We start from the raw sequence: 17,602 nt of genomic DNA on the forward strand, positions 1-17,602 counted from the left end.
CATGTTAACTTTTTATTATAAGTTTCGACATTTCAAAGTCACATAGCGTGATATATATGGTAAAATATGCATATGAAATGAGACTTAAAAGCAAGGATGGAATGAGGTGCATACATGGATAAAATTTGGATGCAAGGCGCCAGTTTCCTGATTATCGACGATCAGGCCTACAATATCAGCTTGTTAGAGCGAATACTGAGCCGTGCGGGTTTTTCCAATTTACACTGTACAACGGATCCTAGACAGCTAGAAGCCCTATTTGACGAGGTTAAGCCGGATATTATTTTATTAGATCTACATATGCCAGACGTGGACGGCTTTGCAGCTTTGAAACTATTGAAGGAACGGGTGGAGGAAGGTCATTTTCTACCGATCTTAGTGCTTACAGCCGATGTGACACAGGAAGCTAAGACCGAAGCGCTGCATTTGGGCGCACATGACTTCCTTACAAAGCCCTTAGATAAAACAGAAGTGGTATTACGGATCAATAACTTATTGAAAACGCGATTCTATCATTTGCAGCTGCAAGACCAGAATCAGCTATTGGAGCGACGCGTACAGGAACGGACAGCTAAGCTGGAGCAAGCCAAGCTGGAAATCTTGCAATTGCTTGGACGAACCTCTGAATTCCGTGATGACCAAACGGGGCAGCATACGCAGCGCGTTGGTCAGATGGCGAAGGAGATTGCTTCTTCTTTGGGTTTATCCGAGCACGAGGCAACGCTTATTGAGCGGGCCACGCCTCTACACGATCTGGGAAAGCTCGGCATACCGGATGATATTTTATTAAAACCAGGCAGATTCAGTCCCGAAGAGTTCGATCAGATGAAAACGCATACGACGATTGGCGCAAGTATTCTGGAGGGAAGTCAGTTCGCGGATTTGCAACTAGCCCATACGATTGCCTTGACTCATCACGAGAAATGGGACGGTACAGGATACCCGAACGGATTAAGGGGAGAAGCCATTCCGCTTGCAGGGCGCATTGTGGCACTTGCTGACTTTTATGATGCCTTGACGCACGAGCGCCCCTATAAACGGGCATGGTCCTCCGAGGAAGCTTTAGCGGAAATTCAGAAGCAGCGTGGCTATCATTTTGACCCCCAAATTGTGGATGCCTTCATGCGCATAGTGCGAAAAGAGAGTTATTCTACTTAGAAAATAGGAGCGTGTTAGGATGAAAGGCATGGTATTCACATCTTTTCTCGAGATGGTCGAAAATAAATTTTCTCTGAATGTTGTGGATCAAATTATTGAGGGCTCCGAATTGCCTTCAGGCGGCAGCTACACCTCTGTGGGCACCTATGATCACAAGGAAATGATTCAACTTATTGTGCAGTTGAGCCAGCAGACAAGCATCCCCATTACCGACTTAATCATCACTTTTGGTGAATATCTGTTTAAACAGCTTATTGACATGCACCCGCAATTCCTTCAAGAAAACAGTACAGTATTCAGCTTCTTGCAAAAGGTAGACAGCTATATTCACGTTGAAGTACGTAAACTCTATCCAGGGGCCGAACTGCCTGCGTTCGAATATGACACATCAGTACCTGACACGTTGATCATGACGTATCGTTCGTCACGACCATTTGCCGATTTGGCGGAAGGGTTGATTAATGGATGCATGAAGCACTACGGCGAGGAGCTGAGTATGGTGCGTGAGAATTTGGAGGAAGGAACCGCAGCCCGGTTTATTTTGTCGAAAGCGGAAGTGAAATAAATGCAAGACATGCTAGAAGTAGATGTTCTTCGAAGGCAACTGGAACGGGAGAAGAAAGCACGGAAGGAAGCCGAACAGATTGCTGAGCAGAAAACCCGAGAGATTTATTATGTGAATCAAGAACTAAGAGAATTGAACGATCAATTAGAGGAATTGGTGAAAGAGCGTACGGCTGAGCTATCCAAAGCTCGCGACGAAGCCATTGAGGCCAATCAGATCAAAAGTCAGTTCCTCGCGAATATGAGTCATGAGCTGCGCACTCCGCTGAATGCCATTATCGGATATAGTGAGATGCTCAAAGAAGATGCCGAAGATATGAATGAACCTGCATTTGCAGATGATCTGGGCAAAATTCACAACGCCGGCAAGCATCTGTTGACGTTGATCAATGACATTCTAGATCTCTCCAAAATCGAAGCGGGTAAGATGGATCTTTACTTGGAAGTATGTGATATTCCGACGTTGATTCGCAATGTGTTGACGACGGTGAATCCGCTTCTGGAGGCAGGTGGCAACCACTTGGAGGTCGTGTTCCCTCAGGGCGAGATGAGAACGGACGTCACGAAGTTGATGCAGGTTTTATTCAATTTATTGAGCAATGCAGGTAAGTTTACCAAGGATGGCACGATCTGGCTAACCGCTGGTTATGAAATGGTTAATCGGCGGTCAGGCATTAGCTTTAGCATCAAAGATACAGGTATTGGCATGACCGCGGAGCAGATGGCGCATTTATTTCAAGCGTTTAAACAAGCGGATTCCTCGACAACAAGGAAATACGGAGGTACGGGGCTTGGACTTGCGATCTCTCAGAAGCTGTGCCAGATGATGGGCGGTCACATTACCGTTGATAGTATGTACGGTCAAGGCACGACTTTTACCGCTTGGTTGCCCCTGCAGGAGAATCGAGCGGGTAGCAGCGATGAGCTGTTTATAGAGAATAGCCCACTCACAACGCAGGAAAATCGCACGGTTTTGGTCATTGATGATGATCCTGCTGTGCTGCAGCTGATGCAGCGTTTTCTCAGTAAAGAAGGCTGTACCGTTGCTCTGGCCCAAAATGGAGAAGAGGGCATTCGACTTGCTAGAGAGCTGCGCCCTACCCTGATTTCGCTGGATGTGCTCATGCCGGGTATGGATGGTTGGACCGTACTGACCACGCTCAAAAATGACCCAGAACTATCCGGCATTCCCGTCATGATGATGTCGATGACCGATGATAAGAATATGGGATATGCGCTCGGAGCGGCCGAATTTCTGACCAAGCCGGTCTATATCGATAAATTAATTTCCGTGTTGGATAAGCATATCCCTGAGCGGCAAACCAACGCTGTACTCGTCATTGAAGATGATGTAACAACCAGTCACATGATGACGCAAATGTTGGAAAGGGAAGGCTTCAAGGTCTCAAAGGCAAAAGATGGACGCGCGGCCTTGCACATGATGACACAAGCGCTTCCTCAATTGATTCTGCTCGATTTAATGATGCCGGGCATGGATGGCTTCGAATTCGTTACGGAGCTTCGCAAGCGTGAGGACTGGCAATGGATTCCGGTTGTCGTGGTTACCGCGAAGGATATTGCCTCAGAGGATCGAGTGCGATTGAACGGTTACGTGAAGAATATTATCCAAAAAGGAAGCTTTAAGCGCGAATCGCTGTTGCATGAAATCCGCAGCCTCATGGCTGGCGCGAGAAATGATCAGAACAACGGGGGTCAACCTTATATTCGACTTAAAGAGGAAGCGGACGACCATGTTTAAAATTTTATTGGTGGAAGATAACGAAATGAATCGTGACATGTTGTCTCGCCGTCTAGTTCGCAAAGGATATGAGGTCATCATGGCTACAGATGGACAGCAGGGCGTCGATGCAGCGAGGACCGAAGCACCTTCCCTTATTCTCATGGATATGAGCCTTCCTGTTATGGACGGCTGGCAAGCGACTCGGTTACTTAAAGCTTCGCCGGAGACGAAGGGAATTCCCATTATCGCGCTAACCGCTCATGCAATGGCATCGGATCGGGAGATGGCTTTTGAAGCGGGCTGCGATGACTTCGATACGAAACCGGTTGACTGGAATCGGCTTCTGGAGAAGATTCAGACCTATTTGACATAGAAAACGGTTTGAAAAGCAATAAGTTTTTATCGTAAAAAAGCTCTTCCCGTCATCCATTGGATGCTCGAGAGGAGCTTTTTTGCATTTGAAAAAAAGAGGAGTACTATCTACCTTTTACCTCAACATAGCCTGTATCGGCCCGAACCGTAACCTTTTTGCTGCCATTGCCGATAGAACCTTTGGCCTTATTGTGGCTGGTCCGTTGTACGTTCACGCCTGGCACATCCAGCGTGGCACTGCCCGTATCTGTGCTTAGATCGAAGCTTGCATCTGTAGGTGCAGGATCTAGCTGTAGGCGTACTGTTCCAGTGTCTGATTCAGCGGTAACCGTATTACCGAGCTCACGGAGCTTAGCTGTGATGGTGCCTGTGTCGGTTTTGAGCTTCACATTGCCCTGACCATCATTAAGGTGAATACTGCCTGTGTCGGTTTGCAGATTTAATGTTTTTCCTTCGTAGCGGTCAACCGTTATGGTTCCCGTATCTGTACTTGCGGTTAGCTTCTCCGCCTTCACTTCCTTGAAGTTGATGCTGCCTGTGTCTGTGCTAACGGTAATGGCCTTGTAAAGCTTGTCGGGCAGACTGACTTCTGTGGTTAAACGAAGGCGTTGACCGCTGAATAAGCTTTTAAATTCAGTGAGATCAAAGCCGAAGTCGATATGAGCTTTTTTATTCGTACACACGTCTACTCGCCATGTATTCGTACCTTCTGTTGTGGCCTCGACTGTGCAATTCTGCGCATTTTCGGATCGTGCAGCACCAACGAGACGAACGCTAATTTCATCCGAATTGCTAGGAACGAAGGTGACCCCGGAGATATCATTTTCAATAATGAGGGTATCGATATTAGCTGCGGCTATTTTCTTCTCGACATCTATGGTTGAGACTCCAGTATCAAAGTCTAAGGATTGGAAGGATACGGCTGCTCCAATCAGGCCTATCGCTAGGCAGATAAAGCCAGTCACTAAGAAAAATTTCACTTTAAGTTGCATGGCTTAAGCCCCCTTAATCAATTTGGCGTTGAATTGGATGTATTTCCAGCTAAGCTTGAAAAACTGCTTTAGCAGCCAGGAGCTAAGCGTCGTAATGATGATCCCTAAGCCAAAGCAGGCCAGGAGTGAAAATGAAATGAATTGGAAGTCACTACCCGTCGTTCCTGCTAAGCTGGTAAGCACGCCGATGATGGGAGCGACCAATAGGGCGAAGCCCGAAACAAACAACGCGATTAACGCAGCGCAAACCCCAACCCAAGGGCCAACTACGAACATGAGATTAAAGAATCCGAGCATAATCGAAATAATGATCGCCTTAATCCCCGTTTCTGGCTTAGCTGTTGGATAGGGGGGCGGATAAGGCGTACTGTACACAGGTGGGTAATTCGGCTGAGGCGGCTGCGTATAGGCAGGCGGCTCCCAAGCCTCAGGGGCTTGTACAGGATTCTTATGTCCGATGGCCGGCTCGGATTGTTTGACATACGGTATCTCTGTATCTTGTTGTTGTTCCTCGTTTAGATCAAATGCTTCCTCCGTTTTCAACTCTTCAGCTTCGAACGTACTCGTTGTACGTTTTGAAGCTTCCGTTTGTATAGGAGGGGCCTCTTTCTGCGCATCCCAGTTCGGAACTCGCGGGTAGCCGAGAGACTGTGAAACCTCGTCTTCATGCTTGCCATTTTCCACGGCCTTTTGAAATAATTCTTCGTACACTTTTAGTATATTTTGGCGCTCCTTCTCAGGAAGTCCGCGCAGGCGATAGTTTAATTCTTTGAAATAATCTACTTTGCTCATCGTTATGCCTCCCTCAATACTCTTTCGATAATCTTATCATAAAATAAAAAAGTCATGATGACGTAGTAACTACAGTCACATGACCTTCATGATTTCATCACATTTATTGGTTATCATTGTACAGCGAGCGTGCTTACGCCATCTTCCACCATAGGTTGCTTAGGTGTAGGGTCATCCGTTTGGAGATCTTTACGGTTGGCCGCGATGACTGTAGGCACAGCTGAATATTGATCCTTCGAGATTAACTCTTTGCTCACGACAGTTCCGTTTTCTCGTTTCGTCCGATAGGTCTCTACCTTGTACCCGACCTTTCCTGTACTGATTGGGCGTTCTAAGCCAGGGCTCAAGCTCGGATTGTTCACATATTTGATCGGGGGCTGAATCGTTTCCACGATCTTGGAGTCAATGTCATAGGTGATGGCAGGCGTTTGGTGACCGAAAAGCTTCACAGTAACAGCTGAATCCGTCGTTATTGTACGAATCCAGACGTAGCTGTTTGTATTATTGCGAAATTTAAAATTAATATAACCATTTGCGAATGTAGCATCCTGCCCAAGCGGAACGTAGCTGACGGGGAGAGAGTGGTTGCGTCGCTCTACGATTTCAAGGCCGCTGCGCAGAACGGCATTATAGAGCGTTGAGGAGACTTGGCAGATGCCGCCACCGATCCCGGGAACGAGGCTCCCGTTGAGGATAACTGGGGCTTCCTTGTAGCCAAATTTGGCTTCTGTCTGTGCAATGATTTTGCTGTAATCGAAGATATCACCTGGTGCCATCAAGTAATCCTGAATGGAAGTAGCGGTCACCCGTATATTGTGAACCCGTCCTTCGCCTGATACGGGGAACGAGGTCGTGAATTCGGATATTTTGCCATCGATGCCTTGCTGCTTTAAGGTTGTTAGTGTGACGGTCGGGCTCAGCTCGTACACAGGTAACGAGAGCCCCAATGGTGCGGTATGCGTTAGGGTACCGAGGCTAGGGGCGATGCTTTGCAGCTGCTCCTGCAAGTGCGCGGTATCAATCCTGAGCACATTTCGCTCAGGTTCGTAGGCAACTTGATCGTGAGATTGGATGAGTCGTTTGGCGGCAACCGGCTGCTTCGTATATAGCTCTTTCCAGGTTTCCTTGATAGTGGCCGTAAGTTGCGTGGGATCCACCGAGACATTCAAAGGAATATTCGCATTCCGCAGGGTCCATCGCGCTTTGACACGCTCGAAAGGTGATCCGCTAGTTAAATGTTGTAGGGATTGTGTGAGGAGGCTCCTGTCATAGCGAATGCCTAGCTGTCCAAGGGAGAGCTCTTTGGCGGGGATTTCGGTATAAGATGTATGCAAAAGGACAGGGAAAGCGGACAGTCGCTTCAGGCGTTGCTCGGATTCAGATTGAAAAGTCGCATAAGACATTCCGCCTACGCGCCAGCCGGCAATCGTGACATTCGCAGGGAAGGTAGTTTGAGAGCCATATATGTAGAGTGCAGTGCTGCACGTGATGAACAAACCAAGAGCGACCGAGAAATAGAGGATGGGGTTTCTGAATGAGCGTGTCATGAAGAGCCACTCCTTTACATACGAATGTGATACGGCCTGTCTCTCTATATGTATCAATCTCGATGCCAATTTAGTACAGAATCCTGATTTGGCTAAAATTAGGTACAATGCAATGGTATGATGACGGTATTCCCCATGAATTTCAAAGAGGATTTAGAAGGATTTTCACCTTTTGTGTCGAATGGATATAGGCTATCTATATAATTAGGATGTGATATTGTGATCGAAATGCAGGACGTATGGAAAACATACGCCAACGGGACTCATGCATTAAGAGGCATTAATGTAAAAGTGGACCGCAATGAGTTTGTCTATGTGGTTGGACCTTCAGGCGCAGGTAAATCTACTTTCATGAAGTTGATGTATAGAGAAGAAAGACCCACGAAAGGTCAAATTTTCGTGAATGGTTTTAATTTAGAAAAACTAAAACAACGTAAAATTCCCTATGTACGTCGAAATATCGGCGTTATTTTCCAAGACTATCGCTTACTTCCGAAATTAACTATTTTTGAAAATATAGCTTTCGCCATGGAAGTTATTGAGGCACCTAAGAAGCAAATCAAGAAACGCACCATGGAAGTTCTTGAGCTCGTTAAGCTGAAGGACAAAGCAAACTCCCTCCCATCGCAGTTATCCGGCGGCGAACAGCAGCGTGTGGCCATTGCCCGGGCAATAATCAACAGTCCTTCCGTCATTATCGCCGATGAACCGACAGGAAATTTGGACCCTGAAACGTCATGGGGCATTATGAAATTGATGGAGGAAATTAATTTCCGCGGTACGACCATCGTCATGGCTACGCATAACAAAGAAATTGTAAATACGATGCGTAAGCGCGTGATTGCAATTGAGAATGGCCTTATTGCTCGCGATCAGATACGGGGGGAATACGGCTATGAAGATTAGTACAGTTTCTCGACATCTACGAGAAGGTACGAAAAATGTCGTGCGAAATGGTTGGATGACGTTCGCGTCGATCAGCTCCATAGCGATTTCCCTATTTATTCTTGGTATTTTCGTACTTATCACCTTAAATGTGAACGATGTAGCTACTCAAATTGAGCAACAGGTTGAGATCAACGTGTACCTGGAGGTTAATACCGCACAGGATCAAATCACAGCGCTTCAGACGCAAATCCAGGCGATCCCTGAAGTGAAGACGATTAAGTTCGTTTCGAAGGCAGAGGGACTTGTCTACTTGCGCGAAAAGTTAGGGGATAGTGGAAAGGCACTCTTAGATGGCTTCGAGGGGGATAACAATCCGCTGAACGATGCGTTCACGATCGAAGTGGATGACCCGCGGAATGTGGCGATTGTTGCTGATCAGATCTCAGCGCTTAACGTTGGCAAGGATCCTAAGCCTATCTACAAGGTGAATTACGGTAAAGGAACCGTAGAAGCGTTGTTTAAAGTGACGAAGATTGCACGTTGGATTGGAATTGGTATCGTTGTACTGCTTTCCTTTACTGCGGTATTCTTGATTGCCAATACGATCAAAATTACGATTTTGGCAAGAAAACGTGAAATTTCGATTATGAAGCTCGTAGGTGCGACGAACTCTTTTATTCGTTGGCCGTTTTTTATTGAAGGTGCGTTGCTCGGATTCATTGGTTCAGCTGTCCCAACTGCCATTATTCTTGCAGGCTATTGGAAATTGCTGAATTTGAGCTCATTGAATTTGAATTTATTGATGATTAAATTAACGCCGTTCGAAAATATTGCGCCAACGATGACTGTGCTTCTCATTGGTCTAGGCATCGTGATTGGGGTATGGGGTTCCCTCATCTCCGTCCGCAAATTCCTCCGCGTTTAGTGGAAAGCTTGAATGAAACTGGGGCAGAGTGTTCCTCTTGCCTCCTTTTTCATCTTTTCTTCGTTTTTTCATTTTCAAAGATTCATAGACTCCTAGAAATATAGATTCCTAGACTCAGAACGTAAGAGATTCAAACCATACATGCAGCATCAAACGCTTGAAAATGGGGAGGTTACGTGCTTGAAGAAGAAGATTCTACCTGTCGTGTTGACATTAGGAATGGCGATATCGCTTGCCATCCCGCATGCAGCGAGCTATGCCGCATCGGCAACGGATAAGATCGACCAACAGTTGTCGCAGCTCAAGAAGCAGAAGGCAGAAGCGCAGCAGAAAGCTAACAACGCCCAAAGTCAAATCACAAAAGTTCAATCGGAGAAAGATCAGACGACGAAGGATATGAATGCCCTCGTGTCGCAAGTTAATGAAGCCAGCAAGAAATTGACACAATTGAATGAACAAATCGATCAAGTGTCGCAGGCTCTGGAAGCCAGTGCTAAGCAATTGGATGAAGCCGAGGCACGTGTAGAAAGCCGCGATAATATGCTGAAATCCCGCGTTCGCTTGATGTATATGAACGGCTTCGTTTCCTATATGGACGTGGTGTTGAGCGCAACGAGCTTCTCAGATTTTTTGAATCGTGTTGAAGCTTTGAAATCTATTGTTAATCAAGATAAAGAAATACTAGAATCGAATATGAAAGACAAAGAAACCGTTACGCAGAAAAAGGCAGACAACGAGAAGCAGCTTGAGAATGTAAAGGGGCTTTATGCGGAGGCGGATGCGCTGAGGGATGATCTGCAAGCGAAGGAGAAGGCGAAGGAAGTGAAGATTGCTTCCCTAACCAAGCAAGAGAGAGAGCTCGAGGATATTTCGGAAGAAAGCGATAAAATGATTACGCAGCTAGCGAAGCAAGAGGCAGATTTGCAAGCGAAGAAGCGGGCGGCGGAGAATGCCAAATCACCTTTTACCTATGCGGGTGGCAAACTTGGATATCCACTGGCTGCACAAGCGCCAATTACATCTGATTTCATATCGCGGATTAATCCCGTTACAGGGCGAGCTGAGAACCATAAAGGTATCGACTTAGGGACGGCGAAAGGTACGCCAATCTTAGCTGCAGAGAACGGCTCTGTCATTTATGCTTCATGGATGAACGGTTACGGCAATTGTGTCATCGTGGATCACGGGAACGGACTATGGACGTTGTATGGTCATATTATGAACGATGGGATTTATGTGAAAGTAGGCGATGTCGTGAAGCGCGGCCAGAAAATTGCTGGCGTGGGCTCCACCGGACAGTCAACGGGCAATCACTTGCATTTTGAAGTTAGGAAAAATGAAGTGCCTACCGATCCTAAACCGTTTCTGCGATAAGAGTTTTTTCATAAAAGAGGGAAGGCTTGTCATATACTACTAACAGGCCAGTCCAAAAAAGGGTTTTAGGAAAAAAGGTGGTGAACCGATTTTGCAATTTAAAGGTCGTACGGTCATTGTATTTGTTCTGTTAGCAATGTTTGCAAGCAGTATTGTCACGTTAACGATTGTAGATCCATCCTTTACGTGGGGGCAGAAGGAGCAAACAACAGGGAGTGCAGCAACTTCAGTATCTGCTTCGTCTGGTCTTTCGAGCAAGGATTTAAGCAAAATCGCAACAACGTTTCAGCTAATCGAAAGTAAGTATTTGAAACAGCCTGATCATGATCAACTGGTGAACGGTGCGATTAACGGGATGTTGGAATCATTAGAGGATCCTTTTTCCGTTTATATGGATCAGAAGGAAGCGAAACAGTTCGATGAGAGCATTACGTCCTCTTTCCAAGGCATCGGTGCAGAGGTATCGCTTGAGGATGGTAAATTCGTCATCGTATCACCAATCAAGGGCTCACCTGCGGAAAAGGCAGGCATTCAATCGAAAGACGTCGTTCTCTCCGTAAACGGGGATAAATTGGACGGGCTTACCTTGAACCAAGCGGTCATGAAAATCCGTGGACCGAAGGGTACACAAGCTAAGTTAGATTTACTTCGCCAAGGTACCGGAGATCCAGTGCAAGTCATCGTGGTCCGAGACAATATTGATGTTGAAACGGTCTACGGCGAAATGATGCAGGATCAGATTGGCAAAATTGAGATTCGTCAGTTCTCCTCAAACACGGCAGTTCGTTTTGCAGAAGAACTGAAAAACCTCGAGGGCAAAGGGATGAAGGGACTTGTCATCGATGTTCGTAATGATCCAGGCGGTCTATTGAACGTCGTTGTCGATATCGTGAATCCCTTCGTGAAGAGTGGGGCTTCCATCCTCCAAGTGGAGAATAGGGACGGCAAGCGAGAGCCGACACCTTCTACAGGTAAAGGAAAGAATTATCCGGTTACGGTGTTAATTAACAAAGGAAGCGCTAGTGCATCGGAGATCTTAGCAGGTGCGTTCCAAGAGGCGGTAGGCAGTAAAATTGTTGGTGAAACGTCCTACGGTAAAGGAACGGTTCAAGTGACGTTCGAGAAGGAAATGGGCGATGGCAGCAACATTAAGATGACAGTCTACAAGTGGCTAACACCGAATGGTAACTGGATCCACAAAAAAGGTATTACGCCAGATATCCCGATAGAGCAACCAGCCTACTTCAAAGCAGCACCGCTTACGAAGAAAGAAGTGCTGAAACAAGACAGCAACAGCGATGATGTGAAGAATTTGCAGTTGATGCTTGCAGGAATTGGTTTCAATCCAGAGCGAACAGATGGCTATTTCAACGACAAGACAGCTTTGGCCGTCAAAGCGTTCCAGCGGACGAATGACTTGCCAGTTACGGGTGAGGTCGATACGGACACAGCGGCCAAAATCGAAAAAGCGATTTTAGCGCAAATTCGTGATCCGAAGAACGACTCGCAATTGAAAGCGGCCGTCTTTCAAATTCAGAAGCAGCTTGGGAAATAATGACCGTTAGTTAATGGAAATTGTTCAGAGCGGCAGGAAATAGGGATTAACAGTCGAAATAGTGTAGGAAGGTTGCTTAGGCGGCCTTCCTATTTCTTTATCAAGGAGCCTAGATTCGTATGGATGTGTGGTTTCAATTATTGGACAGAATGCTGCTGGCTGTAGGGCAGTTGTTTACGAATCCTTTCTACTATATAGGTGTTTTATTTATTGTTCTGCATTACAGAAAGCAAATTCAATTAGAACGGAAGCTGTTTCATACACGACTTCATTCTTTATTAAACGAAACTTGGCGCGTGGTGCTTTGGGGTTGGTTAGGCGGGCTGGGAGCCTCTGTTCTGCTCCTGTTCGTCGGTGTAAATCTACAATTGGATGTCGTGATCGTACTTTGGGTGATAACCGTTGTACTGATGATATTCCGCATTCGATTCCTGTGCTTAGCTTATGCAGTAGGGATTCTAGGGATTGCCCAAGTGATCTTCTCTTGGTTCCCTAATGCGGAGCATCTACGCGAGTCGTATTCGCTTCTCGAAACCATCGCAATAGCGGATATCCCATCCCTACTGGTCATTGTAGGCGTGCTTCATCTCTTGGAAGGCGTGCTCGTTGGTTACCAGGGGGCGCGGATGGCGACACCGCTGTTCCTTGAAGGGAAGCGCGGGCAAATGATTGGCGGGCAGCAGCTGCAAGGCTTCTGGCCAGTTCCATTGTTTCTCTTGGTGCCGATGGCTGGCGGGAGTGAGCTGAGCTTGCCTTGGCAAACGTTGTTTGCCTCTAACTTGAGCGCTGGTTGGACGATGCTTGCGTTCCCAGCGATGATTGGCTTTACAGAGCTGACGATTTCCAAGCTGCCGAAGAGACAAGCGCGTCACAGCGCTAACTTACTGTATCTGTATGGCCTCCTATTGCTTGGGGTAGCTGTTGCTATGCATTACTGGACGCCGCTAGTGCTGCTAGGAGCGATCCTCAGCATCGCCCTTCACGAAGGGCTGCTGCTCTATAACCAGTGGGTAGAAGCGAAGCAGATGCCATTCTACATCCACTCGGAGCGCGGTCTCATGGTGCTATCGGTTGTACCGAACAGTCCGGCTCAGGAGTTAGGCATCAGCGTTGGTGAGATCATCCACAAGGTTAATGGTTACAAAATCAAGACGAAGACAGATTTACACGCGGCTATGGGGCTCAACTCTGCATTCTGCCGATTGGAAGTCTTGAACGATCAAGGTGAAGTTCGCTTCCTGAAGCGAGGCATTTTCGACGGTGATCATCATCAGTTGGGCATTCTTTTGGCACCGGATCAGGATGTGCTGTACTTCTTGGAGCAGCGTCCGATGCACCTGTTCAGCTATTTGCGAAGCAAATTAACGGGCTTATTGCCGAATAATTCGACGAAGTCATTGTGAGAAGAGTTGCCCTCAAAGTAGAGAAATCTACGGAAAGGGCGGCTCTTTTTTTTTGCGTGAATGGATGGCAATATGATTGAGAATGTACATGTACCTCCGCCTCCCTTCTTGCGACAGCAATAGATGGTTTTTATGAAGTTAATTCAGACATATATTGAAAGATTTGATGAATAAATGGATTTAGTACAGCTAAATCGTACCATTAGACTCAGGTGTTACAAATTGTGAAATATTAACTACATGTTTTCCAGTTATTTTAAATATGGGGCACTAAAAACCGCAATTAACTGGAGTTTTTACAGTTACTATAAGCCATGCTGTTACCAGAGCAGACGAGCAGGAACACAGCAAACAGCAAAGCCCTATCTCCACTTTGCAGTGAAAATAGGGCTTTTATGCCTTAGCAGCGTATGACGGCTTATTGTACTGGCGTAGTCGGAGCGATATCGTTCCGTAACACAATGATTTCCACGCGGCGATTTTTGCTGCGATTCACATCCGTTGAGTTAGCTACTTTGGGCATCGTATCCGCATAAGCGGTGGCAATAAATTTGTGGTCGTCTAGATTAGCCGTGTCGCTGAAATAGCGAAGCACGGAAAGGGAGCGGGCAAACGACAACCCCCAGTTATCTCGATAGGGAGAGCCCGGTGCAAGGGGTAAATCATCCGTATGCCCTTCAATGCTAACCTTGCTCTTCAAGGTCGGGAAAAGCGAAGCCAGCTTTTGCAGAATCGGGAAGGATGGCGCCTTCAGATCGGCTTTCCCCAAATCGAACAGGAATAAGTCGTTGAGCGTGATCGCCACACCGCGTTCCGTATCAGTGGCGGATACTTGCGCTTCTAAGTTTTGATCCTTAATATATGCTTGCACTTGTTTCAGAAGATCCTGGAGCTCTTTCTCACGTTTTTCTTTCTCGCTGTCCTCGGTCTTCGTCTTGTCATGCTCTTCTTTTTCTTCATCCTGATTCCGATGCGTGAAATCCTGGTCCTTGCTTTCAGCATCACCTTGTTTAGGGGTCATGGAGCCGCTGATGCCATGGTTTTTATCCAAGACGGAGTCAGCTTTTTGGAATTGTAGGTTTAAGGCTTGCGCCAAAACGGCATACTTTTGAACATCCACTTTACTCATCGCATACATAATAATGAAAAATACAAGCAGCAACGTAATTAAGTCAGCGTAAGTAATGAGCCATCTTTCATGATTAACATGCTCTTCTTGTCTCTTACTGCGCCTCGCCATTAACGTCATCCTCCTCTACGGCTTTTTTCGATTTATCATGGAGGAAGGAGTTCAGTTTTTTCTTAATCAATTGCGGGTTTTCACCAGCCTGCAGGGCAAGAATACCCTCTAGCATTAATTCCATTTCATTGACCATTTCTTTACCACGGACTTTAATTTTGGTAGCGATTGGCAAGTAAACTAAGTTGGCGCTCATAACACCATAGAGAGTAGCTGTAAATGCAACGGCAATGGCAGGGCCGAGTGCGGAAGGATCCTCTAGATTACCGAGAACGTGTATGAGCCCCATGACCGTACCGATAATCCCCATTGTAGGCGCATATCCGCCACCGGCTTCGAATACCTTAGCCATATTATTAACTTGATGTTCAATGGCGTCCATTTCAAGTTCAAGAATTTGTCTAGTCAGTTCGGGGTCTGTTCCGTCTACGACCATGAGCAATCCGTCCTTCAGGAACGGGTTCTCGTGCTCTTGAGCGCGTTGCTCTAGGGCAAGTACACCTTCTCTGCGCGCGATCGAGGCCATATCAACAATTTCATTAATGGTTGTTGCAGGATCTCTTTTGACTTGCATGAAGGCAATGCCGAGTGCTTTGGGGATTTTGGCTAAAATAGAGCCAGGGAAGCTGACAGCGACTGCACCGAAGGTTCCGCCGAACACGATAAGCATTGCGCTGGGGATGATCAAAGAGTTGATATGACCGCCGTCCCACATATACCCGCCGATTAAACCTGCCAGACCTAATAGTAATCCTAATACTGTTGTCAAATCCATGACTGTACCACTCCTAATTAGCATAAAAAGAATAGGTTCCAAAACACGTGAAAGCCGCCTTGAGTAAGGTTAAAACAGAGAAAGCTGTTTGCATCCATGATTCAAAAATAGTATAATGGAAAAACGAGAACAAACATTCTTATGTTGGATAGATATTGCAATCCTTCATATATGTACGACAAAGTTCCATAGACTTCTATATCGGAATGTCGAATGGGAAAGTTTATAGGATAAAAGTTCGATTTATTTCGACAATGAGGGTGATAATGAATGAGTGAACTCGTCATGAGCTCTAAGAAATTTGAGCTTGTATCAGATTTTCTTCCGCAAGGGGACCAGCCTCAAGCTATTGAGGAGATCGTCCAGAGCATACAAGCCGGCAACAAGCATCAGACGCTGCTCGGTGCAACGGGAACAGGGAAGACGTTCACAGCTGCACAAGTGATAGCGAAACTAAACCGACCAACTTTGATTATTGCCCATAATAAAACCTTAGCCGCACAGCTGTGCAGCGAGTTTAAAGAGTTTTTTCCTCATAATGCCGTATCCTACTTCGTTAGTTACTATGACTACTACCAGCCCGAAGCCTACATTGCCTCCTCCGACACTTACATCGAGAAAGATTCCAGCATCAATGAAGAGATTGATAAGCTTCGTCACTCGGCGACAAGCTCCTTATTTGAACGCCGCGACGTCATTGTTGTTGCCAGCGTATCGTGTATTTACGGTTTGGGTTCACCGATCGAATACGGGAATTTGCTGCTATCTTTACGTGTTGGGATGGAGAAGTCGCGTACGGAAATTTTGCACCGACTAGTGGATATTCAGTATCAACGCAATGATCTGAACTTCGTTCGCGGTACGTTCCGTGTGCGTGGAGATGTTGTAGAGATTTTCCCAGCCTCACATAGTGAACATGCGGTGCGAGTAGAGTTATTTGGCGATGAAATTGAGCGGATTACGGAGATTAATGTTCTCACGGGCGAGATCATTGGTCAGCGCGATCATATTGCGATCTTTCCTGCCTCTCACTTCGTGACAGGCGAGGATACGATGAAGCGTGCGCTCGTGAACATTGGCCGCGAACTGGAAGAACGGCTTGATGAGCTTAAGGCGCAAGGTAAGCTTCTCGAAGCACAGCGTTTGGAGCAGCGTACTCGCTATGATATGGAAATGATGGAAGAGATGGGCTTCTGCTCAGGCATCGAGAATTACTCGGGTCCATTAACTTTCCGCGAGCGAGGAGCAACACCATATACGTTGATGGATTATTTCCCTGACGACATGCTGTTCATGGTGGATGAGTCCCATGTCACGTTGCCGCAAATTCGCGCGATGTTTAATGGGGATAAAGCACGGAAAGATGTATTGGTAGACCACGGCTTCAGGCTGCCTTCCGCTTTGGATAATCGTCCACTGCGTTTTGAGGAATTCGAGGAGAAGGTTAGTCAGATTTTATATATATCAGCAACACCAGGACCGTATGAGCTAGAACACTGCCCGACCATGATTCAACAAATTATTCGGCCAACGGGACTGTTGGATCCGATAATTGAGGTTCGACCAACCAAAGGTCAGATCGATGATCTTATCGCGGAGATTCACGACAGGGTTCGCAAAGACGAGCGTGTGCTTGTGACCACCTTAACGAAGAAGATGTCAGAGGATTTGACGGATTACTTTAAGGAAATTGGTATTAAGGTACGTTATTTGCACTCGGATATTAAGACGTTCGAACGGATGCAGATTTTACGGGACTTGCGATTAGGGACGTTCCATGTGCTAATCGGGATCAACCTTCTCAGAGAAGGTCTCGATTTGCCAGAGGTTTCGCTTGTTGCCATTCTCGACGCGGATAAGGAAGGCTTCTTGCGTTCCGAGCGTTCATTAATTCAAACGATCGGCCGTGCGGCGCGGAATTCGGATGGTCGGGTTATCATGTACGGGGATAAGATCACCGATTCCATGGAGAAAGCGATATCGGAGACCAATCGTCGCCGTGCCCTTCAGGAAGCGAACAATGAAAGATTGGGGATCACGCCGCAGACAATTGCGAAGAAAATCCGCGATGTGATCGAAGCAACCAAGGTTGCTGAGCAGAAATCCGACTATCTTGCTGATGTGAAGGGTGCCAAGATGTCGAAGAAAGATCGCGCATCCCTCATTGAGCGCTTAGAAGTTGAGATGAAAGAGGCGGCGAAGAACCTGCAGTTCGAACGTGCAGCACAGCTGCGTGACGCCATTATGGAAATGAAAGCTGATGCTTAGATAATGGT

At 46.6% G+C, this 17,602-nt stretch carries 15 protein-coding genes; 10 read left to right on the plus strand and 5 right to left on the minus strand.

The window, feature by feature from the left end; genetic code table 11:
* Window positions 1-114: 114 nt before the first annotated feature.
* From AC58QG_RS30705 to AC58QG_RS30720, 4 genes are read left to right on the plus strand one after another with little or no spacing between them, the layout of a single operon-like run.
* Window positions 115-1,158, plus strand: a complete 1,044-nt coding sequence (locus tag AC58QG_RS30705) for an HD-GYP domain-containing protein (protein WP_497365839.1) — start codon at window positions 115-117, stop codon at window positions 1,156-1,158.
* Window positions 1,159-1,177: 19 nt separating this feature from the next.
* The gene (locus tag AC58QG_RS30710; RefSeq protein WP_497365840.1) at window positions 1,178-1,723 is read left to right on the plus strand and encodes a heme NO-binding domain-containing protein; all 546 of its coding nucleotides are present in this window, start codon (window positions 1,178-1,180) and stop codon (window positions 1,721-1,723) included.
* A complete protein-coding gene (locus AC58QG_RS30715; protein ID WP_497365841.1) occupies window positions 1,724-3,481 on the plus strand; it encodes an ATP-binding response regulator in 1,758 nt (585 codons plus the stop codon). It begins immediately after the preceding gene.
* Window positions 3,474-3,836: a response regulator gene (locus AC58QG_RS30720; RefSeq protein WP_497365842.1), complete on the plus strand. Its 363-nt coding sequence runs from the start codon at window positions 3,474-3,476 to the stop codon at window positions 3,834-3,836. The genes AC58QG_RS30715 and AC58QG_RS30720 overlap by 8 nt, the downstream gene beginning before the upstream one ends.
* A 103-nt stretch (window positions 3,837-3,939) precedes the next feature.
* Here AC58QG_RS30720 and AC58QG_RS30725 read toward each other — a convergent pair whose 3' ends face one another.
* The 3 genes from AC58QG_RS30725 to AC58QG_RS30735 all read right to left on the minus strand — a co-directional run bounded on the left by AC58QG_RS30725 (window position 3,940) and on the right by AC58QG_RS30735 (window position 7,166).
* On the minus strand, window positions 3,940-4,827 hold the full coding sequence (locus AC58QG_RS30725) for a DUF4097 family beta strand repeat-containing protein (RefSeq protein WP_497365843.1): 888 nt from the start codon (window positions 4,825-4,827) through the stop codon (window positions 3,940-3,942).
* A 3-nt stretch (window positions 4,828-4,830) separates the two neighbouring features.
* The gene (locus tag AC58QG_RS30730; RefSeq protein WP_497365844.1) at window positions 4,831-5,619 is read right to left on the minus strand and encodes a DUF1700 domain-containing protein; all 789 of its coding nucleotides are present in this window, start codon (window positions 5,617-5,619) and stop codon (window positions 4,831-4,833) included.
* 113 nt (window positions 5,620-5,732) lie between these two features.
* Window positions 5,733-7,166 (minus strand): VanW family protein, encoded by a 1,434-nt coding sequence (locus AC58QG_RS30735; protein ID WP_497365845.1) that lies wholly within the window; start codon window positions 7,164-7,166, stop codon window positions 5,733-5,735.
* A 219-nt stretch (window positions 7,167-7,385) separates the two neighbouring features.
* Here AC58QG_RS30735 and ftsE point away from each other — a divergent pair, with 219 nt between their 5' ends.
* The 5 genes from ftsE (at window position 7,386) to AC58QG_RS30760 (ending at window position 13,311) form a co-directional block, all read left to right on the plus strand.
* Window positions 7,386-8,072, plus strand: coding sequence for a cell division ATP-binding protein FtsE (gene ftsE / locus AC58QG_RS30740; RefSeq protein WP_497365846.1), 687 nt, complete (start codon window positions 7,386-7,388; stop codon window positions 8,070-8,072).
* Window positions 8,062-8,979 carry a permease-like cell division protein FtsX gene (ftsX, locus tag AC58QG_RS30745; RefSeq protein WP_497365847.1) on the plus strand — a complete coding sequence of 306 codons (918 nt, stop codon included), beginning with the start codon at window positions 8,062-8,064 and terminating at the stop codon, window positions 8,977-8,979. The genes ftsE and ftsX overlap by 11 nt, the downstream gene beginning before the upstream one ends.
* Window positions 8,980-9,159: 180 nt before the next feature.
* Window positions 9,160-10,353 carry a murein hydrolase activator EnvC family protein gene (locus AC58QG_RS30750; RefSeq protein WP_497365848.1) on the plus strand — a complete coding sequence of 398 codons (1,194 nt, stop codon included), beginning with the start codon at window positions 9,160-9,162 and terminating at the stop codon, window positions 10,351-10,353.
* A 91-nt stretch (window positions 10,354-10,444) separates the two neighbouring features.
* The gene (locus AC58QG_RS30755; RefSeq protein ID WP_497365849.1) at window positions 10,445-11,908 is read left to right on the plus strand and encodes a S41 family peptidase; all 1,464 of its coding nucleotides are present in this window, start codon (window positions 10,445-10,447) and stop codon (window positions 11,906-11,908) included.
* A 119-nt stretch (window positions 11,909-12,027) separates the two neighbouring features.
* Window positions 12,028-13,311, plus strand: a complete 1,284-nt coding sequence (locus AC58QG_RS30760) for a serine protease (RefSeq protein ID WP_497365850.1) — start codon at window positions 12,028-12,030, stop codon at window positions 13,309-13,311.
* Between the two features lie 418 nt (window positions 13,312-13,729).
* On the opposite strand, the gene AC58QG_RS30765 is transcribed toward AC58QG_RS30760, so the two are convergent.
* Together AC58QG_RS30765 and AC58QG_RS30770 are read right to left on the minus strand one after the other, a co-directional pair.
* Window positions 13,730-14,551, minus strand: coding sequence for a flagellar motor protein MotB (locus AC58QG_RS30765; RefSeq protein WP_497365851.1), 822 nt, complete (start codon window positions 14,549-14,551; stop codon window positions 13,730-13,732).
* The gene (locus tag AC58QG_RS30770) at window positions 14,535-15,326 is read right to left on the minus strand and encodes a flagellar motor protein (RefSeq protein WP_497365852.1); all 792 of its coding nucleotides are present in this window, start codon (window positions 15,324-15,326) and stop codon (window positions 14,535-14,537) included. Before AC58QG_RS30770 ends, AC58QG_RS30765 begins: the two co-directional genes overlap by 17 nt.
* A gap of 270 nt (window positions 15,327-15,596) precedes the next feature.
* Here AC58QG_RS30770 and uvrB point away from each other — a divergent pair, with 270 nt between their 5' ends.
* The gene (gene uvrB / locus AC58QG_RS30775; RefSeq protein ID WP_497365853.1) at window positions 15,597-17,594 is read left to right on the plus strand and encodes an excinuclease ABC subunit UvrB; all 1,998 of its coding nucleotides are present in this window, start codon (window positions 15,597-15,599) and stop codon (window positions 17,592-17,594) included.
* Window positions 17,595-17,602: the final 8 nt, after the last annotated feature.

Source organism: Paenibacillus sp. J22P169 (assembly GCF_059691995.1).